Raw genomic sequence first — 19,555 nt, forward strand, 5'->3', positions numbered from 1 at the left:
GAACCCGCGACCTTCGGGTTATGAGCCCGACGAGCTACCAGGCTGCTCCACCCCGCGTCGTAGGGGCCATTGTACGGGGGGGACGAAAGATAAGGCAATGTGAGCCCTCGCCACTGATAACGCCGCTTCAGTCGAACTGCACCGACCGCTTGGAAAGGCCGAACCAGAAGCCATCGACGACGCTCCGACCCTCCGGTGACGAGGCGGCGGCGGCCCCGAGGGCCACGAACAGAGGGGCGAAGTGCTCGGTCCGCGGGTGGGCAATCCGTGCCGCCGGCGCGGTCCGGTCGAAATCGATCAGGGCGTCGACATCCCCTCGCTCGATAGCCCCGGCCAACCAGTCGTCGAACTCCCGCGACCACCCCGGCGGATCCGAATCGGCGCCGAGGTGCCAGTTCATCTCTCGAAGATTGTGGGTGGCGAAACCGCTGCCGACGATCAGCACACCCTGGTCGCGGAGCGGGGCGAGCCGGGCACCGACATCGAAGAGGACCTTTGGGTCCAATGTGGGCATCGAGATCTGTAGGACCGGAATGTCGGCGTCGGGGTACATCTCCACCAGCGGGACATAGGCGCCATGGTCGAGACCGCGCGCCGGATCTTGCGCCACCGTCATGCCGGCGGATTCGAGGAGCCGGCTCACCTCAGCGGCGAGGCCAGGCGCTCCCGGCGCGGGGTATTGCACCCGGTAGTAGTGGTCGGGGAAACCCCAGAAGTCATACACCAGCGGCACCGGGGTGGTGGCACCGAGGGTGACGGGCGCCGACTCCCAGTGGGCGGACACCATGATCACCGAGGCGGGCCGGGGCATCGCCGCCGACCAGCGGGCCAACTCCGCCGTCCACATCGGGTCGTCGGCGAGCGGGGGCGCGCCGTGGCTGAGGTAGGTGACGGGCATTCGAACGTCGTTGAATTCCACGTCCCCAACAACGCCTCCAAGGTCCCCGATTCTTCCCGCCGTGCATGAACCACACCGCGGCACGCCCCCGCAGCGATCGAGTGGGCGGCGGCAGTGACTGGCACCCACGCGCTGGAGCGGCAGAGCGTGCTCCGGCACCGAAAGCCTCACTTTGACCACAAGGTTCGGTCAAAATGGGTTGCCCTCGCCCGCAGCCGGGTAAGAGGGGGTGGTGCTCAGCCGACTTTCAAGAGGTCAGCACTTAGAACCAAGATACGGAGGAGGCGGCCCCCGGCCATGCCGGTGACTACAGAGAAGTGGACATTGCCGGTGAACGTCACGGCCCCAGCCATGGCCCGGTCTGCCGCGTCACCCTTCGCTCAGACACTCGGCCCCGATCGCAAGAGCGACTTCCTCCTGCTAGTGAGCGAACTCGTCACCAACAGTGTCCGCCACGCCGGACCCATCCCCGTTGATTCGATCGACTTGGTCGTCCACATCGACGACAAACGGGCACGGGTCGAGGTGCACGACCCGGGCCCGGCGTTCGAGTTGGCTTTCCGGCAGCCCCAGCCCAGGGACCGGTCGGGGTGGGGCCTATTCCTCGTCGACACGGTCGCTCAACGCTGGGGCGTGGAGCAGCGGGCGACCACCAACGTCGCCTGGTTCGAGATGGATCTCTAGGCCTCGCTTCGCTCGGCCCGCGATTCGCAATTCGACAGAACGGGTGACCGCGCTCGATGCGGGTCAGCTCGAATCTTGCGGAAGGCGGAAGGCGGAAGGCTCAGTCTTCGCCGAGTTGCGCCCGGGATCGGATCGCCTCGAAGGACCGCGTCAGCAGACGCGAGACGTGCATCTGCGACATCCCCAACTCGGCGGCGATCTCGGTCTGAGTCAGGTCATCGAAGAAGCGGAGGTAGAGAATTCGCCGCTGCCGCTCGGGCAGGGCAGCGATAGCCTCGGCCACCGTCCCGAGGCGTTCGGCCAGGCCCAGATCGTCGTCCGGCGAGGCGAGGTCGTCGATTCGGGCGCGTGATCCCTCCTCGTCCCCTACGGGAGCGTCCAGGGACGCCAGCGTGTAGGTGCGACCGGCATCAAGCGCCTCGATCACCTCCTCCTCGGACATGTCGGCGGCCTCGGCGAGCTCGGACACCTTCGGAGACCTGCCCAGGCGCTGGCTGAGCTCCTGCTCGAGCTGACCAATCAGCAGACTGGCCTGTTTGAGCCCGCGTGGAATACGCATCGCCCAGGCCTTGTCGCGCAGGTGCCGTTTCAGTTCGCCGATGATCGTTGCGGTGGCGTAGGTGGAGAACTGGACCCCACGAGTGGGGTCGAACCGCTCGATCGTCTTGAGCAGCCCGATATAGGCCACCTGCTCCAGGTCGTCGATGGGCTCACCCTTACCGGCAAACCGCTTGGCCAGATAGGACACCAGCCGTTGGTGCTCGCGCACCACCTCCTCGCGGGCGGACTCGTCACCCGCGGCGATGCGCTCCATGAGAAGGCTCACCCTCTCGCGATCACTCACTGCTGCTGGCGCTCCTGATATTGGGGTGCCAACGAGGCTAACCGCAGGGCCGGCAAGTGCCGACCCTGTACCAATTGGCTTCTCGAACTTCCCGAACCGAGCGGCATTCCCTCCTCCGGGGCCGGCGGTGCCGGGGTTTACCCGGCGCCCCACCGGGTAAACCGCAGGCACCCAATAGAGGAGATTCGTCTCATGGATTCGAAGCGAATGCAGCTGGAAGGCAACTGGAAGCAGGCCAAGGGCCGTGTGAAGGAGGCCTGGGGCTCACTGACCGACAACGAGGTCGACGAGGCCGAGGGGAACTGGGATCAGTTGGTCGGAAAGATCCAGAAGAAGACGGGCGAGACGATCGACGCCATCGAGCGCAAGCTCGGGGAGATCGCCGACTCCTTCAGTGACAAGGCCGACCGCAAGGCATCCTGAGTCCCTTCCTGGCCTGGAGCGCCCGGATACCACCCACCCTCGCGATAGGCTTCGAAGCCACGCCGAGAGGAGCCTCATGTCGGTAGCCAAGGTCATCGAGATCACGGCCCAGTCGTCCGACGGCTTCGAGGCGGCGATCGCCGAAGGGATCGCCAAGGCCTCGGAGTCGGTGAAGAACATCCGCCACGCCTGGGTGAAGGACCACGAGGTCCACATCTCCGACGGCAAGGTCACGACATGGCGGGTGAGCCTCAAGATCACGTTCCTCGTGGAGTAAAACCAAAGGCCCCTAGGGGGCGAGCCTGATTCGCGCACCCCCTACGCCTCTACAGACGACCGGCGGACTCGCCGGTCGTCTGTTTGTTTGCCGGAAGAGATCCGAGGGAACGCCCCCCTTCTGGAAAGGGGGTCCCCAGTGGACATTGCCAGCGAAACGACGATCTTGCGAGGCACGAAGGCCAACATCGGCGGGCGCCGGCCGAAGACGGATCTCGACGCCCGGGCCTGTGCCGAGGACGGGTGCCCCACCCGCCTGAGCCGGTACAACATGCGCCCCCGTTGCTATGCGCACCGAGCCACCAGTTTCCCGCGGACAAGAGGGCGGGCGGTCGAATGATCCAGCCGGTAGCCGGCCGGGCCGATCAGCTCGCGTCGCGGGCTGATTCGACCGAGTCGAACACCGGGAACGACTCGTCGAGCTTGGTGAGCGCCAGCAGGCGTCCCGCCGGGCCGTTGTCGGAAACGAGGAGGACGGCGGCGCCATCGGACTCGAGGCGGTTGCGGCCATCGATGAGCGTGCCAAGCCCCATGGAGTCCATGAACGAAACGAGGAGCAGGTCGATGATCACCTTGCCACTGTGGCCGGCGATCTCGTCGAATGCCCGCTTCAGCTCGGTGGCGCCGTTGATGTCGACTTCGCCCGAAACAGCAAGGACGACATCGCTGTCGACTCGGTCGATGCGGACCGCGCTCGGCCGGTTCTCCAAGATTCTCTCCTCCGTGATTCGTTCAACGCCTAGCCTTAGTATATGGCTCGCCCGATGACTACCTCCCGCCGCGACCCCACCCAGATTGCGATCCCCGCGGACCCGGATCGCCTCGATGTCCTCAGACTGGTCGTGCGGAATGCGTGTGCCCGACGGGGTGCGTCCGTCGACGAGATCGACGATGCGGCGCTCGCCGTGCATGAAGCGAGCCTCGCCCTGATCGATGCGGGCGCCAGCCGGCTCGAGCTGGAGCTCGGCGGCGATGAAGGCGAGCTGACGGTGACCATCGGGTCCCCTGCCCCGATCGCGCTCCAACGGGAGGAAGGAATGTCGTTCCGCATCATCGAGGCCGTCGCCGCCGGCGTCGAGGTGTCCAATGGCGACGGTGGCACTTCGATCACCCTACGACTGCGCGTGGGTGGCGAGCCGGACCCGTCCGCGACCGAGTAGCGTCGGCAGCCGATGACCGACCCGACGCGACCTTCTCGGGACCCCCTCGAGCTGGTGCCCACTCGGTCCGGCCTCCTTCGGACCCTGGCCGGCCACTTGCTTGAGAGCCGGCTCGACGTCGAAGAGACCATCGAAACGGCCGCCGGCGCGGTGATCGGCACTCTCGCCGACTCGTGCACGGTGTTTCTGTTCGAGTACGGGGGTTTCGCGGTGCTACGCGCCGCACGCCATCGCGACCCAGCCCTCGAGGCCGCCATCGATCACCTCGCCGAGGCGTACCGACCCGATCCATCGGCCTCAGACGGCTCGCCGGTAGCCGCAGCACTCGCCGGCCGCGAGATTCGGGCGGATTGGCGTGCCATCCAACCCGCCGACGAGATGACTCGCACGGCCGTAGACGCGCTCAAATCGAAGGCGTGGCTCGCGCTGCCGCTGCGCGACACGGACGGGCAGATTCTCGGCGCCTTCCGCTTCTCCCGGGGGCGGGAAGAGCCGGCTTTCGACGATGCCGACACCGCCGTCGCCCGCGAGATCGCCCAAATGTGCGGGACGGCGATCGCCCGGACCCAGACCGCGCATGCCGACCGGGTGGCAGTCGAACGGTTGTCCCGGGACCTCGCCCCCAAGGCATTGCCCGAGATTCCCGGACTCGAGTTGCAGGTTCGGTATCACTCGGGCACGAGCGCGGTAGGAGTGGGTGGGGATTGGTGCGATGCCCTCCGTATCGGAGACCGGGTCGTGATCGCAGTCGGTGACGCGGCCGGCCACGGTATCGGCGCCGCCGTCACCATGAATGAGGTCGCGGGCGCCCTGCGTGCATTTGCCTTCGTCGAGTCCGCGGCGGGCATAGTCCGCCAACTCAACCGATATGTCACGGGCCGCCACAGCGCGGAGATGATCACGGCGTGCGTCGTAGACCTGGACCCGCAATCCAGGAAGGCACGAATCGCCAATGCGGGGCACATGCCCCCGATCCTTGCGGCAAAGCGCACCACCAAGTATCTGGACAAGGGGAGGACCGCACCTCTGGGGAGCGGCAAGGCGAGCATCCGATTCCGTCCAGCCAAACTCCGGCTGGATCCCGGTGATCGCCTGTTCCTCTACACCGACGGGCTGGTCGAGCGGCGGGGTGAAGTGATCGACATCGGCATCGACCGGCTGGTTCGCACGGTGGTGGACGCTCCCGATGACCTCAGTCGAGCGTGTGACTACATCCTCGACCGCATGGCCCCGACTGAAGGGTTCACCGACGATGTCGCCCTATTCGGGATAAAACTGAGCCCGACTGCGGGGCCGGCGCCGGCACCGGGTTTGAGACTGTGGCCCGGTGGGAAGAAGGATGGGTAACCCAACGGAGGCACCATGATTTTCAACACCCGGAACCTGTTCTTTGCCGCACTTGGCGCGGCTGCCATGTACTTCCTCGATCCGACCGCTGGCACGGCCCGGCGCGAATCGATGAAGCGGAAGGCCCACTCGGCTTACGAAGAGGGCGCCGACAAGATTCGGTCGGTGGCCTGACCTCAGGCTCCGGACAGGGCCTCTTCCAGCAGCGCCCTCGCCTGGTCGATCAATCTCTTAGCCTCGGCCACCTCGGCCTGGTAGGTGGCGAGGTTGGCGTCGCGGAGGGCCTGATCCGCCCGGGCGAACGCTGCGTCCGCCCTGGTAAGCAACTCGGTCACCGCCTCGGTGAGATCCGCCGGAAGCTCCCCCGGATCGTCCGGGTCGTCGGGATCCGGATCCACCACCGGGCCATCCCCGAAGACCGCAGCCAGGGCCTGGGCAAGCGTGTCCCGCATGGCGATTCGGTTTCCGAACACCACGATCGCCTTCTTGAACTCAGGCAGGGCGACCCCGGACGAACCGGCTTCCGAGCGTGCACTCAGATAGACGGGCTGCACGTAGACGACCGATTCCTCAATGGGCACGACCAGCATGTTCCCGAGGATCACCTCGGAACCCTCCTGGCCGAGAAGGGTGAACTCGCGTGAGATGTCGGGGTTCTGATTGATGCGGGCTCCCACCTGCCCGGGGCCGTCGACGAAGGAGTCGCGGGGAAGCTGGAAATCGATCAGTTCGCCGTATTCCTCGGCATCGGACTTCGCCACCAGGAACGACACCATGTTCGGCCGGGTCGCCGCGGTGAACGGCTGCAGCATCAAGTACGCCAGATCGTCCTCGCCGGGGAGCTCCATCAACAGGTAATAGGGCACCATCGGCCGGTCGTCCGCCGGGAAGGTCTCCCGGGTGTTCTCGGAGGCGGTGGTGGACGGGTCGCGGGCCACCTCCCACGGGTCACCGTTGTTGAAGAACACCCGCGGATCGGTCACGTGGTAGCGGGTGTAGATGTCCGACTGGACCCGGAACAGATCTTCGGGGTACCGCAGGTGGTCGAGGAGCCCGGCCGGCATCTCGTCACGGGTCGAGAAGAGCTCGGGGAATATGTCGCGGTACGCCCGGATCATCGGATCGCTCTCGTCGACCACGAAGAATCGAATCGTGCCGTCATACGCGTCGACCGTGGCCTTGACCGAGTTGCGGATGTAGTTGAACTCCGATGGCAGGCCCGACCGCACGTTGAGACGCCCGGTGGCCTCGATGCCGCCCGACGTCGAGTCGGTGTCACTCGCCGGCGTGGAGTACGGGTAGCGGTTGGTGACGGTGTACATGTCTTGCACCCACACCAATCGGCCATCGAGCAGCACCAGGTACGGGTCGTTGTCGGCGTGGAGAAATGGCGCGGCCTTGTTGAGCAGGTCGCGGAGGTTGCGCACCAAAAGAACCTTGCTGTCGGAGCGCACCTGTGACGAGATCAGCGTGTTGACATCGGCGAATCGCAGCGCAAAGGCCGCCCGGCGGAGCAGACCCCCCACCTCGATTCCTCCGCTGCCGTCGTAGTGATTGAAGGCGACCGTGTCGGTACCGGACTCGACCGGGAAGTCCACCTCCTGCTCGTCGGTCCCCACGATGACGAACGACCCCGACGGCAGCCCCTCGCCGAAGTACACCCTGCCCTGATCGACGGCGAGCTCGGCAGGGACCTCATCGCTCGGATTGATGTCTTTGACAAAGAAATCGGGCTGCCCGTCCACGGTCACGGCGTTCGCGGGGCTGACGACCACTCCGAACCCGTGGGTGTAGACGAGGTGACGGTTGACCCAGCCCTCGCCGGGGAGGCTGCTCTGCTCGAGCTCCCGGGTGGAAAGCATCACCTGGGTGAGGTCGCCGTCCAGGAGATACCGGTCGACGTCCACGTCGACGAACTGATAAAAGGGTCGCAGCTCTTGCAGCTGGCGATAGGTGGTCAACAGCACGGTGGGATCCCAGAGGCGAACATTCGAAATCGTCTGCCCGTTGGCGGCGATATCGGCGGCGTCGAGATCCTCGGCGGCCTCGAAGTCGCGAGTCTCCACCGCGTCGAGACCGTACGCGGCACGGGTGAACTCGATGTTGCGAGATACGAAAGGCAGTTCCCGGTCGATCTCGTTCGGCTGGACCGAGAACCTCTGGGTGGCCGCCGGCCAGATTCCGCCCAGCGCCACCGAGACCACCAGCCATCCGAACACCGCTACGGCCGGCAACGCCCAGCCCTTGAGCCGGATGTTCACCAACAGCAGCGCCGCAAAGAAAAGCGAGATCCACATCAACAGGCTCAACGCCGGCAACTGGGCGTTGACGTCCGTATACGTGGCTCCGAACACCGCCCCCCGGTCGCTGTAGAGGAGGTCGAACCGGTCGAGCCAGTACCCGACCGCCTTGAGGATCGCCATGAGCGCGAGGAGCACCGAAAGGTGGACTTTCACCCCGGAGGCGACCTTCTGCCGGCCGGGGGTCACCTGGATGCCGCCGTTGAGGTAGTGGAGGGCGGCCACAACGAGGGTGGTGATCAGCACGAACTGAAACGACCATCCGAAGAGATCCCGGTAGAACGGCACGTCGAACACGTAGAAGCCGACGTCGCGACCGAAGACGGGGTCGGTCACCCCGAAGTCCTGCCCGTTGCGGTAGAGCAGCCAGTGCTCCCACCAGGCCCCGGCGCCGAGGCCGATCAGGATCCCGAAGAACCCCGCCACCGCAAGGCGAAAGCGGAACACGCGCTCGGAAACCCATCCCTGAAATCGCTCGATCAGCTCCTCGTCGGGACTGCCCGCCGAGAGCGACAAAGCCGGGGCGAGACGATCGGCGATGATCAGGTTGAGGAACATGAGTACGAAGGCGACCGCGGTGGCGATGACCACGAGCATCACCCGGCTGAATACCAACGTTCTCCATGCCGCCCCGAATCCGACCGAGTCGAACCACAGATAGTCGGTCCAGAAGGTGGCGATGCCTCGCAGAGACATCAGGAGCACGACCACGACGCCGAAGACGATGAACAGCCAGCGACGACCGCGCGAAGGCGAGCGCCGGAAGGGTATCGGGGAGGGTCCGCGTTCGATCACTGGCGGCAGTCTACGGGGGTGAGCGAATAGGTCGCTGGCATCATCATGGTTCCGGCTTGTGGCAAGCCGGAACCTGATCCCGGGACGAGCCTATTCGCTTACCCCCGACGGGGGCGCGTCGTCCAAGGCTGCCGGCATTCGGCAAGCGGCAGGGGCGGCAGCCGGTCGCGGCTCCGACGAGGCGCGCCGGGGTCAATCGGCGACGGTCACCGTGCAAACACAATCAAGGTTGGCCGGGGGGATGAGGTAGCCCTCGGGAGCACCCGATTGCGGATCCCAGCGAAGCCGGTCGCTACCTGCACACCGCTCGCACGGCCGACCCGACGGCCGGCCCTCCACCTCGGTCCACCCACCGACGGCCACCGCGGCCAGGAAACTGTCGTGATAGGCCGCAAACACCACCATGCGCACCCAGCGTTCGGCCTCGTCGCCGCGCCAAGCCCGGAAAACCCGGCTGACGGTAGCGGCGACCTCGCTGGGGCCTCCCTCGCTGCGTACCGCCTCCTGTAGTTGACCGGTCAGGTCCTGGGCCATCGCCTCTACGAGCTCGCCCGGGCGCGGCCCGGGGCGCGACCGGACCCGCGAGACTCCGGCGATCGCCTCGGCGCCGCTCGAGCCCGCGGTACCCGCCTTCTGAATGGCGGTCCCCAGCGCGGCCGCCAACTCGCCGGCGATCCGGTCTCGATCCGGCGACCACCCCGATCGCTGCAAGGCGTCGATTGCCTCGCTCTGGAGATCGACGATCCGCCGCTTCACATCGCGCAGGCCCTCGTTGTGGACCGGGAGCACGAGGCGGTCCCGCACTGCGATCGGATCGCGAGGGACCCCGACCGGATCGTGGTCGGCGGTGGTCCGCAACGCCTCGAAGAGCGTCCCGACATCGTCACCTGGCGCCCGCTGATTGCCGCGGGGCGGAATCGGCGGGCCGTTCATCTGCTCGACCTCGGCGGCCAATGCATCGCTGAGATCGGAGCCTCCCGAATCGAGGGCACCGAACCCCGCCTCTGCGGTATCCCGACGCGGTTCGGCGGGCAGGACCGCCACCCCTTCGATCGATCGCTCTGCGTGCAGGCGCTCTACCTCTTCGATCCGCTGGTGTCGGTCCCGGTCATCGGCGGAGGGAAATACGGACTCGTCGTCGTCGTCGGCACCGCTCGCCCGGTCGATGATCGTCTGAGCCAGGGTGCGGGCCTGATTGAGGAGGCGATCCGCCTCATACCGCGCGTTGCGGATGACGTCGTCGGACTCTCTGCGGGTGAGCGCGAGCCGTTGGTGGGAATCCCGCTCCGCGTCGGCTCGGATCGACAACGCCTGCTCGCCGGCTTCGGCGATGATCTCGCCACCCGTCTCCTGAGCCGACGAAATGAGTGTGGTGCCCCCATCCCAGGCATCCCGTCTCAACTCGAATGCCTGCCGCTCCCCCTCCGCAACGATGCCGGCGGCCTCCTCGACTGCTGCCTGAAGCCGGGAGACTGCCTCTGCCGCCGCCTCGGCCGCCACCCGCTCGGAGTCCTCGCGAGCACGGCTTCGCATCCCTTCGGCGGCCTCCTTGGCGGCTTCGAGGATCCGCGACACCTCGCTGCCCACGGCCTCGACGTCTCTCGCCAGCGCCTCGGGCCCGCCGGAGCCGGCGACATCCTTTAGAAGGTCCTTGTGTCGACGCTCTAGCGTCCCCCATCGCTCCACCGCCTCGGCGATCAGGGCTTCCACGGCCTTCTTCTCGTATCCCCGCCTTGCCGTGGGTAGATCGCGAGTCGAAAAAGTGTCGGGCCCCAGGGGCTCATCGGCCATGGAGCAGACGATAACGCCCGGCGACTCGCCGCCGCGGGCACCCGCGCTCAGCCGGTAGCAACCAGATCCGGGAGAGGCTCCAGAGCCCGGAGGTAGTCGAGGGCCTCCTGGAGAGTCGCCACCGGCACGATGGCGATCCCGTCGCCGGCGGCAGTGAGGGCATCCGGGTAGTTGTCGACCGGCACGAAAACGATCTCGGCGCCGATCGCCCGCGCCGCGAAGACCTTCTGGCGCACCCCACCGATAGGCCCGACGGTCTCGTCGAACCGGATGGTCCCGGTGCCGGCGATCCGGTGACCCCCGGTCAGGTCCTCTTCAGTCAAGAGATCGATGAGCGCCAGCGCATACATCATGCCCGCCGATGGGCCGCCGATGTTGCGCGCGTCGACATCCACGTCGATGGGGAGGTCCATCGCCAGATTGATCGTGTCGAACACGACTCCGATCATCGGGGCGCCGGGAATCTGGGTGTGTTCGACCAGCGTCACCGAAAGCTCGATGGGCTCGTCGGCGCGGGTCCCGGTGAGGGTGATCGTGTCGCCGATGGCGTGGCTCCGAATCACCGCGCTGGCCTCCTCGGCCGTGGCGACCACCTGGCCGGCGACGGTGGTGAATCGGTCGCCCACTTCGATCACACCCTCACCCGGTGTCCCTTCGACCACCTGCAGCACTTCGATGCCGTCTCCGACGAACGCGACCTCGTATCCAAGCCGAGTGAGGGCGACATAGATCGCGGTATCGATTGACTCGTTCATCGCCTGAAGATTCGTCCGCCGCACCTGCTCCTCGGTGACCCCGGGCGGGCGAATGACCTGCCGCTCCAGCAGGTCGACCCGGTCGTCGAGATACCGGGCCTCGAACCACTCGAAGGGGTTCACCTCGCGGAGAGTGACCGTGAGCAGATAGAGGTCACCGGTGGTCGGATGGATGGCCACCTCTTCACCAAAGGTCACCAGATCGGCGACCTCTTCGGTGGGCCCCGGAGCCATTGCGAAGTACGGCAGCTTGACCGGCCAGAAAACCAGCACCACCAACCCCACCGCGAGAAATGCTGCCACCAGCACATACGGCCACTTGGTCGAACGGCCCCGCGGCGCGAACGACGGAGGAGGGGTGAGGAAGGGGTCGCTGTCGATCATGGCGGAGTAGACGCGATGGTACAGAGGGTGGGGGGTAGGAATGGCCTCCAGCAAAGAATCAAGAATCAAGAATCAAGAGTCGGGAAGGAAGGCGATCTTGAATCTTGGCTCTTGACTCTTCCTCGGCCTCTAGCGTCCCGCCATCCTCCATGCGGTGGGGAGGGCTACCCCGGCGAGGACCACCTTGGCAAGGTCGCCGACCACGAAGGGGACCATGCCGAGCTCCATCGCCCGGGTGACTCCGATGTTCAGCTCGTTGGCAAGCCACGGAACGCCGAACAGATAGATCACCACCGTGCCTGCGAGGAAGGCAGGGATGGCGGTGACCACCGAGCGATCCTGCTGGCGCTCGGCGAGATGGCCGACCACGGCCGCCGCCACCACGAACCCGAGCAGATAGCCGCCAGTGGCTCCGGTGGCCGCCTGCCAACCGCCCTGCGCCTCGGCATAGAACGGAAGACCGACGGCGCCGAGGGCGACATAGAGGGCCATGGATGCCGCACCTGCCCTCCACCCGAGAGCCGCCCCGGCGAGAAGCACCGAAAACGTCTGCCCGGTGATGGGGACCGGAGTGAACCAGAGGGGAATCACCACCTGCGCCATCAGGGCGGTCATCAAGGCAAATCCGACAACGAGGGAGGCGGTGATGGTGCGGGTTCGGGGCAGGACTCGAGCGGAGATGGTGGCGGTGGTCATGACGAGAGGTTAACTATCACGACCGCCCGAAGGCCGCCGCGACCCGGCCCGTCGCAAACGAGAGGAGCCGCCCTCAAGGGCGGCTCCTCTCGTTTCACTCACTCGCCGATCACCCCACGAAGCAGGGGCCAGCGAACTCGTATGCAGCCGCGATCTCACTGATCGTGGCGTCCGTCACTGCCATCAGGCCGTCCGACGAAGTCGGGTCGACCCGGTTGACGATCGTCGAACGAACCACATGGTCGTTCGGATCACCGGTGTAGTCGCGATCCGGAAGCGCGCCGTCGTAGCTCACTCCGTCCAACTCGGCCGCGATCGCGGCCAGGTTGGCACGCGTCAGGTCGTTGGAGGCGATCGCCTGCTCGAGCAGCGCCTTGATCGGGTACTGCCACACCCAGCCGGCGACATACGCGCCGTGCGGGCTGCGGTCGTTGGCATCCGCGGCAGCACGCATGTCGGCATGCGCCGTGGAGTCAGTGTCCCAACCGCCCCAAGGGGTGGTCCCCCAGTACGTCGCCTGAAGCAGAGGCACCAGGTCGGCGTTCCCAGTCAGGGCCACGTTCCAGGTCGGCGAGGCGCCGAGAATCTGGAACGTCTGGAACCCGCCCTGGAACAGACCGCCGGCGATCTGCGCCATCTCGGTGGGGCCGGTCACCACGACGATCAGGTTCGGCTGAGTGCCGAGCAGGGTCGTCACGGCCTCGGTCACGTCACCACCGGCCGATACCGGGATCTGCAGGAGGTCGGAGACCGGATCGCCCAGTCCGAGCTGGGCTGCGGCGATCTTGGCACCCGCACCGTAGTCGCCTCCGTAGTCGCCGGGGAACGCCACGAGCGCCCAGGTGATCTCGGCGCCGAGCGCATCGACCATGGCGCTCATGCCGTTCATCGCCTCGAAGCAATATGGCGCACCGGATTCGAGGATCAGACCGGAGTCCACATCGGCGAAGGCCCACCCCGACCACCAGGTCGCCGGTGCCGCCACCATGTTGTTCTCCACGAAGATCGGCAGGGCCGCCTGGGTCTGCGGAGTGCCGAGCGACTGCGCCAGCGCGGCTACCCGCCCTGACAACGCCGTCGCCCCCTCAACCGTCTGTGCGCCGTCGTAATGGGCATCGAAGGTGTTCTCCGCCGTGATGACGACGTCCCAACCGTCGAGTCCGCCGCTGGCATTGACCGCTTTCCAGTAGTCCTCCTGCGCCTGCGTGAGCGGGACGCCCAGCGGAGCAAAGGGACCGTCGACCAGGTCGGAGATCACACCCAGATAGATGCACCCGTTGCCCTCATTTTCCGCATCCGGACAAGGAGCCGGGGTGACCCCGATGTCGAACGCCGTCTCCGGAGGCGGTGTCGTAGTCGGGGGCGAAGTCGTCGTTGCCCCCGCGGTGGTGGTAGTGGCCGGAGCGGCCGTCGTCGTGGTGGCGTCGTCGTCACCACACGCCGTCGCCACAAGGGCAAACGCCATGAGAAGGCTCGCAAGCACGAGCCATCGTTTTCTCATTCTCTGTTCCTCCCAAGGATTGCTGTTTCGCTGAAGAGTCCCGCCCCCCATGGGCAGTTGAGGCAGCAGCCTATCGGATCGGGCCGAAACCGGCGGGCCAAACAGGCCCTTTCACCCATTAACTACCGGATCAGTAGCTGAAGGGCCACGCTTTCCAGTAGTTCCGTACCCGAATCCAGATCCCGTAGAGGCCGAGCGGCTCGAAGATCAAGAAACCGACGATGAGCCCGCCGAACATGATCTGCTCGAACTGGGAGGCGGTCACGAACCCGCCCGCGGGCGAGGTCGAGATGAAGCCGAATAACCACAAGCCCGCCATCCATCTGACGATCCGGGGCAGGAAGGTGATGAAGAACGCGCCCATGATCGAGCCGGCGATGGTGGCCGCGCCCCCGATCAGGATCATGGCGATATAGCGGATCGAGAGCAGAAGATTGAACGAAGCCGGCTCCAATCGCCCGATCGCCGAGTAGAGAAGTGCCCCGGCGATCCCGGCGTAGAAGGACGAGACCACGAAGGCGATCATCTTGTAGCGGGCGAGGTTGATGCCCATCATTTCGGCCGCGATGTCACGGTCGCGCACGCCGGCCAGCGCCCGGCCGATCCGGGACCGGGCAAGGTTCTTCGCCACGAGAGCCATGACGACCAGAAGGATCAAGCCCAGAAAGAACAACTTCTGGGGCTTCGTCATGAAAATGCCGAACACCTCGCCCGGCTGGTCGAATCGGAACCCGAAGAGCTTCGGAATGCCGGTCTCTCGCCCGATGCCGACACCGCCGGTCAAGGTCTCGGACTCGCGGAAGAAGTGCTCCCCGAGAAAAACCAGGCCGAGGGTAACGAAAGCCAGATAGAGCCCTCGCAGCCGGAATGCCACCGGCGAGATGATCAGCCCGGCAAGGGCGGCGACGATCCCGGCCGCCGGCAACCACAAGGCCATGTCCAGCCCATACCCCACCAGAACCGTCTTCTCGACGTTCTGGCCGGTGGCAAGATCGAAGACCTGTCGGGTCACCTCGGTGCCACCGAGCACGGCGGCGGTGAAGGCCCCCAGTCCGAGGAAGAAGGCGTGACCGAGCGACACCTGGCCGGCGTACCCGGTCACGATGTTGAGGCCGATCGCGCCGATCGATGCGAACAACGCGCTCACCCCGAGGATCAGCAGATCGCCCCTCATCGAGAAATCGATCAGCCCGGGGATCAGAGGGATGGTGCCGCCGAGACCGAGGACCACCGCCACCACGAGCAAGACGACCATCCAGAACCGCTGGACGTTGTTGCGGAAGATCGCACTGTCCGCGCGGTAGTCGCCGATGAGCCCGGGCCGGTTCCTCATACCCGCTCGACCTCCCTGGTGCCGAAGAGCCCATAGGGCCGGACGAGCAGGACGAGAAACATCACCAGGTACGGGACCACCTGGGCAAAGTTCCTGCCGAGGAACTCCGCATGGATCGGTTGATAGGTGGTCGTCATTGCTTCGGCGATTCCCACGATCAGCGCGCCCACGAGCGCACCGGCGATCGAATCGAGCCCGCCGATCACCACCACCGGCAACGCCTTGAGGGCGACCACCCCGGCCGACCGATCGAGCCCCGGCGGGGTGGTCCCGATGAGTACCCCGCCGACCATCGCCAGCACCGACGCGATTGCCCACGAGGCGGCAAACACCGCGGTCACCGACACCCCTTGAGTGAGGGCTACCTCCTGGTCGAAGGCCGCGGCCCGCATCGCCAGTCCGAAGCGGGAGTACTTGAAGAAGGCAAGGAGGACGGCGACGAGGATTGCCGCCGCCACGATCGCCGCCACCTGCCGATGGGCGATGTTGAGCGATCCGAGTTGAAAGAACTTCAGGCCCCAGGGGTCGCCCACCTGACGGGTCTCCACCCCGAGGAGGTCCAGGGCGACCACGGTGATGACGGTGTTCAGCCCGATCGTCATGATGGCGACGGCGAACACCGGTTTCCCCACCATGGGCCGCAGTGCGGTTCGCTCCACCAGCACCCCGGTGAGCGCAGCGAGACCGGCGGCCATCAGCACCGCCACCCAGAACGGCCAACCGATGATCGTGGCGAAGTACACCACCCAGTAGGCGCCGAGGAGCATCAGCGCGGGTTGGGCGAAGTTGAGAACCTGCGTCGACTTGTAGATGATTACAAAGCCGAGCGCGATCAAACCGTAAATCGCCGCGAGCGACGTCCCGTTGATCAGCGCCTGCAGGAACTGGGTCATCGATACATCGACTCGATGTCGTCGGCGAACCGCTCCTCGATGATCGACCGCTTGACCTTCTGAGTCGCGGTCAACTCGCCGTCCTCATGATCGAGTTCTTTCGTGAGCAGGCGGAAGTGCTTGATCTGCTCGACGCGGGCGAACTTCTCGTTCGTCTTGTCCACGGCCTTCTGGATCAGCGACCGCACTTCGGGTTTCTCGGACAAGTCTCGGTAGGTGGTGTGCGGGATGCGTCGCCGCTGAGCCCACTCGCTCACCACGTCGAGGTCGATGCCAATGAGGGCGGTCAGGTACTTGCGCCGATCGCCGATGACGATCGCCTCCTTGACGAAGGGCGACGTCTTCAGAGTGTTCTCGATCTCGGAGGGCGACACGTTCTTGCCGCCGCTCGTGATGATGATGTCCTTGATCCGATCGACGATTCGGACATGCGTGCCATCGACCCACTCGCCAACGTCGCCGGTGTGCAGCCAGCCATCGTCGTCGATCGTTCGCGCAGTGGCGTCGGGCATATTCCAGTAGCCGGCAAACACCGCCGGATGGCGAGTCAGGATCTCACCCGTCTCAGCATCGAGCTTGAGTTCACACCCCATGTACGGCTCACCGACGGTGCCCAGCACTGTGCGCCCCGGACGGTTGGTGGTGGCGACGCCACAGTTCTCGGTCATCCCGTACGCCTCGTAGATCGGCACGCCGATCGACATGAAGAACTCGAGTATCTCGGGTGCGATCGGCGCCGCCGCGGAGACGGCGTAGCGAATCCGACGCAGGCCGACGCGCTCGCGGAGCGACCGATACAGGAATACGTCGCCGAGTCGGGCGAGCACCCTGGTGGCGATCGTGTGCCGCCCGTGCCGACGGACCAGGGTCCGCCCGATGTACCGGGCAACTCTCAGCCAGATGACCGCATTGAACTTCTTGAGGCGCGAGGCAGAGGCGAGGCGCACCTGGATGGCAGCGTGGATGCGTTCCCAGATGCGGGGCACGCCCTGGACGATGGTCGGCTGCACGTCGCGCATGTCGGGGACCAGCGTGTCGAGCGATTCGCCGAAATGGATCGGGACACCCGCCCCGGTGCTGAACACCACCGAGAACAGCTTCTCGTAGATGTGGCACAAGGGCAGATAGGAGACGATCAGATCGTCCGGCCCCGGGCGTGGCCGCACGATCCCGTGGTCGCCGGCGATCTCGGCCGTGGCGAATTCCAGGTTGCCGATCGTGATCATCGACCCCTTGGGTGGCCCGGTCGTACCCGAGGTGTACACCAGATACGCGAGATCGGTTGGCTCCGTCGCCGCCATCCGATTCGCCACCGCCTCCGGATGGGTTTCCCGGTGCTCGACACCGCTCTGCATGAACGCATCCCATGAAATGAGACGCGAATCGTCGTAGGCGTCGACACCACGATGCTCGAGGTAGACGATCGTCTCGATGTGGGGAAGGTCAGACGTCGGGATCGCCAATACCTTGTCGGCCTGCTCCTCGTCCTCGACCACCAGGATTCGCGCGCCAGAGTTGTTGAGGAGGTACTCGACTTCGGACACCGGATTCGTCGGATACAGGCCCATGCACACCGCCCGAGCCGCCAAGGAACCGAGATCGGTGAACACCCACTCGGGCCGATTGTCCGAGTGGATCGCCACCCGGTCTCCCGGCTCGATCCCGGCGGCAACGAGGGCATGGGCGAAGGTATCGACCTGGTCCCAATATTCGGCCCAGGTGATCTCGCGCCAGATGCCCCGGCTCTTCGCCCGCAGCGCGACCAGGTCGGACGTGGCAGCCGCGCGGTCCCGCACCCGCGAAGCCGGCGAGGCGATGGCGGCAGAGCGATCGGCGGTGGTCGTCATTTGTCTCCTCCGGTGTCGACAATCGAGTGTTCCTGTCCCAGGTAGGCCCTGATCACATCCGGGTTGGCCTGGATCTCACTTGGGCGGCCCACGGCGATGGGCTTGCCGAAGTCGACCGCAAGCACCTTGTCGGCCAGGTCCATGACCACTCGCATATCGTGGTCGATGAGGACGATCCCGATGCCCAACTCCCGCTTGATGTCGGTGATGAAGCGGGCCATGTCCTCGGTCTCCTCGAGGTTCATGCCGGCGGCCGGCTCGTCCAACAGGAGCAGCTTGGGCTCCATCGCCAGGGCTCGACCGAGTTCGATGCGCTTCTGTATCCCGTACGGGAGCATCAGGACGTAGGACTTCCGATGCTGCTGGATGTCGAGGAACTCGATGATCCCCTCGACGACCTCTCGATTGCGTGCCTCCTCGCGCGACGCCCGGCCGAATCTGATGGCGGCAGCAAACGTCCCGTAGCGCACGTGCTGGTGGCGGCCGAGCATCAGGTTGTCCAACACCGTCAGTTGTGGGAACAACTCGATGTTCTGGAAGGTCCGGGCGACACCGAGATCTGCGATGCGGTCCGGCCGCATGGTGAGGAGATCCCGGCCGAGGAATCGAATCGATCCCTCCTGCGGCCGGTACACCCCCGAGATGCAGTTGAAGATCGACGTCTTCCCGGCCCCGTTCGGGCCAATGATCGCGAACAGCTCCCCGTTGCGCACCGACAGCGAGACCCCGTCGATCGCTTTGACGCCGGCGAACGCCAGGTGAACGTTGTCGATCTCGAGGATTACTTCGTTGCCGTCGGCCGCGGGGAGAAACTCGTGGAGGAGCCGCGCTCTCATGACAGCCACCGCTTCTTGCGCCGGTAGTGCTTCACTTCCGCGAAGGACTTCACGTCCTCGCCGTGCAGTCCGAGGTAGAACTCCCTCACGTCTTCATCTTCGAGGAGTTCGGCTGCCGGCTTATCCATGACGACCTTGCCGGTTTCGAGGATGTAGCCGTGGTCGGCGATCGACAGTGCCATCGTGGCATTCTGCTCCACGAGCAGCACGCCTGTCCCTTGTCGGTTGATCTCAACGATGATGTCGCGGATCTGTTGAACGAGCAGGGGGGCGAGCCCAAGGCTTGGCTCATCGAGAAGCAGGAACCGGGGGCTGGCCATGAGTGCCCGCCCGATCGCCAGCATCTGTTGCTGGCCACCGCTCAAATAGCCGGCCGTGAACTTCGGTCGCTCCTGCAGCGTCGGGAAGAGGTCGAACACCCGCGCAAGGTTCGCGTCCGCCTGCTTGCGGGCGGTATGCGCCCCGAGGCGCAGGTTCTCCTCAACGGTCATCTCGGCCAAGACCCTGCGGCCCTCGAGGGCTTGCCCGATGCCGATCTTGACGATCTTGGCCGCAGAAAAATGGTCGATCCGCTGACCGTCGAGGCTGATCTCCCCCTTGGTGAGATCGCCGTTGTGGACGTCGAGCAAGCCGCTGATCGCTCGCAGGGTGGTCGTCTTGCCGGCGCCGTTGGCACCGAGCAGCGCGACGATCTTGCCATCGGGTACCTCGAGCGAAAGACCGCGCAGCACGAGGATCACATCGCTGTAGACGACCTCGACGTTCTTAAGCGCCAGCACGATGTGTCGGTCC

General features: G+C 65.7%; 19 protein-coding genes. 6 read left to right on the forward strand and 13 right to left on the reverse strand.

The window, feature by feature from the left end:
* Window positions 1-127: 127 nt before the first annotated feature.
* Window positions 128-898, reverse strand: a complete 771-nt coding sequence (locus WD184_08045) for a class III extradiol ring-cleavage dioxygenase (protein MEX0826680.1) — start codon at window positions 896-898, stop codon at window positions 128-130.
* Between the two features lie 297 nt (window positions 899-1,195).
* On the opposite strand from WD184_08045, the gene WD184_08050 reads away from it, so the two are divergent.
* Entirely contained in the window at window positions 1,196-1,582 is a 387-nt protein-coding gene (locus WD184_08050) for an ATP-binding protein (protein ID MEX0826681.1), read from the forward strand.
* 100 nt (window positions 1,583-1,682) lie between these two features.
* Here WD184_08050 and WD184_08055 read toward each other — a convergent pair whose 3' ends face one another.
* Window positions 1,683-2,426, reverse strand: coding sequence for a SigB/SigF/SigG family RNA polymerase sigma factor (locus tag WD184_08055; GenBank protein MEX0826682.1), 744 nt, complete (start codon window positions 2,424-2,426; stop codon window positions 1,683-1,685).
* A gap of 192 nt (window positions 2,427-2,618) precedes the next feature.
* Between WD184_08055 and WD184_08060 the strand changes: the two genes are divergently transcribed.
* Window positions 2,619-2,849, forward strand: a complete 231-nt coding sequence (locus WD184_08060; protein MEX0826683.1) for a CsbD family protein — start codon at window positions 2,619-2,621, stop codon at window positions 2,847-2,849.
* Window positions 2,850-2,925: 76 nt separating this feature from the next.
* Window positions 2,926-3,126 carry a dodecin family protein gene (locus WD184_08065; protein ID MEX0826684.1) on the forward strand — a complete coding sequence of 67 codons (201 nt, stop codon included), beginning with the start codon at window positions 2,926-2,928 and terminating at the stop codon, window positions 3,124-3,126.
* Between the two features lie 364 nt (window positions 3,127-3,490).
* Here WD184_08065 and WD184_08070 read toward each other — a convergent pair whose 3' ends face one another.
* Window positions 3,491-3,835: an STAS domain-containing protein gene (locus tag WD184_08070; GenBank protein ID MEX0826685.1), complete on the reverse strand. Its 345-nt coding sequence runs from the start codon at window positions 3,833-3,835 to the stop codon at window positions 3,491-3,493.
* A 42-nt stretch (window positions 3,836-3,877) separates the two neighbouring features.
* Between WD184_08070 and WD184_08075 the strand changes: the two genes are divergently transcribed.
* From WD184_08075 to WD184_08085, 3 genes are read left to right on the forward strand one after another with little or no spacing between them, the layout of a single operon-like run.
* Entirely contained in the window at window positions 3,878-4,285 is a 408-nt protein-coding gene (locus WD184_08075) for an ATP-binding protein (GenBank protein MEX0826686.1), read from the forward strand.
* Window positions 4,286-4,297: 12 nt separating this feature from the next.
* The gene (locus tag WD184_08080) at window positions 4,298-5,632 is read left to right on the forward strand and encodes a GAF domain-containing SpoIIE family protein phosphatase (protein MEX0826687.1); all 1,335 of its coding nucleotides are present in this window, start codon (window positions 4,298-4,300) and stop codon (window positions 5,630-5,632) included.
* A 15-nt stretch (window positions 5,633-5,647) separates the two neighbouring features.
* A complete protein-coding gene (locus WD184_08085; protein MEX0826688.1) occupies window positions 5,648-5,806 on the forward strand; it encodes a hypothetical protein in 159 nt (52 codons plus the stop codon).
* Window positions 5,807-5,808: 2 nt separating this feature from the next.
* Here WD184_08085 and WD184_08090 read toward each other — a convergent pair whose 3' ends face one another.
* The 10 genes from WD184_08090 to WD184_08135 form a co-directional block, all read right to left on the reverse strand.
* On the reverse strand, window positions 5,809-8,727 hold the full coding sequence (locus WD184_08090) for a UPF0182 family protein (protein ID MEX0826689.1): 2,919 nt from the start codon (window positions 8,725-8,727) through the stop codon (window positions 5,809-5,811).
* 192 nt (window positions 8,728-8,919) lie between these two features.
* On the reverse strand, window positions 8,920-10,518 hold the full coding sequence (locus WD184_08095; GenBank protein MEX0826690.1) for a hypothetical protein: 1,599 nt from the start codon (window positions 10,516-10,518) through the stop codon (window positions 8,920-8,922).
* 47 nt (window positions 10,519-10,565) lie between these two features.
* The gene (locus tag WD184_08100; protein ID MEX0826691.1) at window positions 10,566-11,657 is read right to left on the reverse strand and encodes a PDZ domain-containing protein; all 1,092 of its coding nucleotides are present in this window, start codon (window positions 11,655-11,657) and stop codon (window positions 10,566-10,568) included.
* Window positions 11,658-11,786: 129 nt separating this feature from the next.
* Entirely contained in the window at window positions 11,787-12,353 is a 567-nt protein-coding gene (locus tag WD184_08105) for a biotin transporter BioY (GenBank protein ID MEX0826692.1), read from the reverse strand.
* Between the two features lie 109 nt (window positions 12,354-12,462).
* Window positions 12,463-13,854, reverse strand: coding sequence for a branched-chain amino acid ABC transporter substrate-binding protein (locus WD184_08110; GenBank protein ID MEX0826693.1), 1,392 nt, complete (start codon window positions 13,852-13,854; stop codon window positions 12,463-12,465).
* A gap of 130 nt (window positions 13,855-13,984) precedes the next feature.
* On the reverse strand, window positions 13,985-15,187 hold the full coding sequence (locus WD184_08115; protein MEX0826694.1) for a branched-chain amino acid ABC transporter permease: 1,203 nt from the start codon (window positions 15,185-15,187) through the stop codon (window positions 13,985-13,987).
* The gene (locus WD184_08120) at window positions 15,184-16,080 is read right to left on the reverse strand and encodes a branched-chain amino acid ABC transporter permease (protein ID MEX0826695.1); all 897 of its coding nucleotides are present in this window, start codon (window positions 16,078-16,080) and stop codon (window positions 15,184-15,186) included. Before WD184_08120 ends, WD184_08115 begins: the two co-directional genes overlap by 4 nt.
* Window positions 16,077-17,927, reverse strand: a complete 1,851-nt coding sequence (locus WD184_08125) for a long-chain fatty acid--CoA ligase (GenBank protein MEX0826696.1) — start codon at window positions 17,925-17,927, stop codon at window positions 16,077-16,079. Before WD184_08125 ends, WD184_08120 begins: the two co-directional genes overlap by 4 nt.
* The gene (locus WD184_08130; protein MEX0826697.1) at window positions 17,924-18,763 is read right to left on the reverse strand and encodes an ABC transporter ATP-binding protein; all 840 of its coding nucleotides are present in this window, start codon (window positions 18,761-18,763) and stop codon (window positions 17,924-17,926) included. Before WD184_08130 ends, WD184_08125 begins: the two co-directional genes overlap by 4 nt.
* Window positions 18,760-19,542, reverse strand: coding sequence for an ABC transporter ATP-binding protein (locus tag WD184_08135; GenBank protein ID MEX0826698.1), 783 nt, complete (start codon window positions 19,540-19,542; stop codon window positions 18,760-18,762). The genes WD184_08130 and WD184_08135 overlap by 4 nt, the downstream gene beginning before the upstream one ends.
* Window positions 19,543-19,555 lie beyond the last annotated feature (13 nt).

The organism is Acidimicrobiia bacterium, from assembly GCA_040878325.1.
In the GTDB taxonomy this organism is placed as follows: domain Bacteria; phylum Actinomycetota; class Acidimicrobiia; order Spongiisociales; family UBA11373; genus JAUYIV01.

Coding starts and splice junctions, on each gene's coding strand:
- WD184_08115 (MEX0826694.1), bottom strand. CDS start 15,187: ATGAGGAACCGGCCCGGGCTCATCGGCGACTACCGCGCGGACAGTGCG.
- WD184_08095 (MEX0826690.1), bottom strand. CDS start 10,518: ATGGCCGATGAGCCCCTGGGGCCCGACACTTTTTCGACTCGCGATCTA.
- WD184_08045 (MEX0826680.1), bottom strand. CDS start 898: ATGCCCGTCACCTACCTCAGCCACGGCGCGCCCCCGCTCGCCGACGAC.
- WD184_08075 (MEX0826686.1), top strand. CDS start 3,878: ATGGCTCGCCCGATGACTACCTCCCGCCGCGACCCCACCCAGATTGCG.
- WD184_08110 (MEX0826693.1), bottom strand. CDS start 13,854: ATGAGAAAACGATGGCTCGTGCTTGCGAGCCTTCTCATGGCGTTTGCC.
- WD184_08060 (MEX0826683.1), top strand. CDS start 2,619: ATGGATTCGAAGCGAATGCAGCTGGAAGGCAACTGGAAGCAGGCCAAG.
- WD184_08050 (MEX0826681.1), top strand. CDS start 1,196: ATGCCGGTGACTACAGAGAAGTGGACATTGCCGGTGAACGTCACGGCC.
- WD184_08085 (MEX0826688.1), top strand. CDS start 5,648: ATGATTTTCAACACCCGGAACCTGTTCTTTGCCGCACTTGGCGCGGCT.
- WD184_08105 (MEX0826692.1), bottom strand. CDS start 12,353: ATGACCACCGCCACCATCTCCGCTCGAGTCCTGCCCCGAACCCGCACC.
- WD184_08080 (MEX0826687.1), top strand. CDS start 4,298: ATGACCGACCCGACGCGACCTTCTCGGGACCCCCTCGAGCTGGTGCCC.
- WD184_08100 (MEX0826691.1), bottom strand. CDS start 11,657: ATGATCGACAGCGACCCCTTCCTCACCCCTCCTCCGTCGTTCGCGCCG.
- WD184_08130 (MEX0826697.1), bottom strand. CDS start 18,763: ATGAGAGCGCGGCTCCTCCACGAGTTTCTCCCCGCGGCCGACGGCAAC.
- WD184_08120 (MEX0826695.1), bottom strand. CDS start 16,080: ATGACCCAGTTCCTGCAGGCGCTGATCAACGGGACGTCGCTCGCGGCG.
- WD184_08125 (MEX0826696.1), bottom strand. CDS start 17,927: ATGACGACCACCGCCGATCGCTCTGCCGCCATCGCCTCGCCGGCTTCG.
- WD184_08065 (MEX0826684.1), top strand. CDS start 2,926: ATGTCGGTAGCCAAGGTCATCGAGATCACGGCCCAGTCGTCCGACGGC.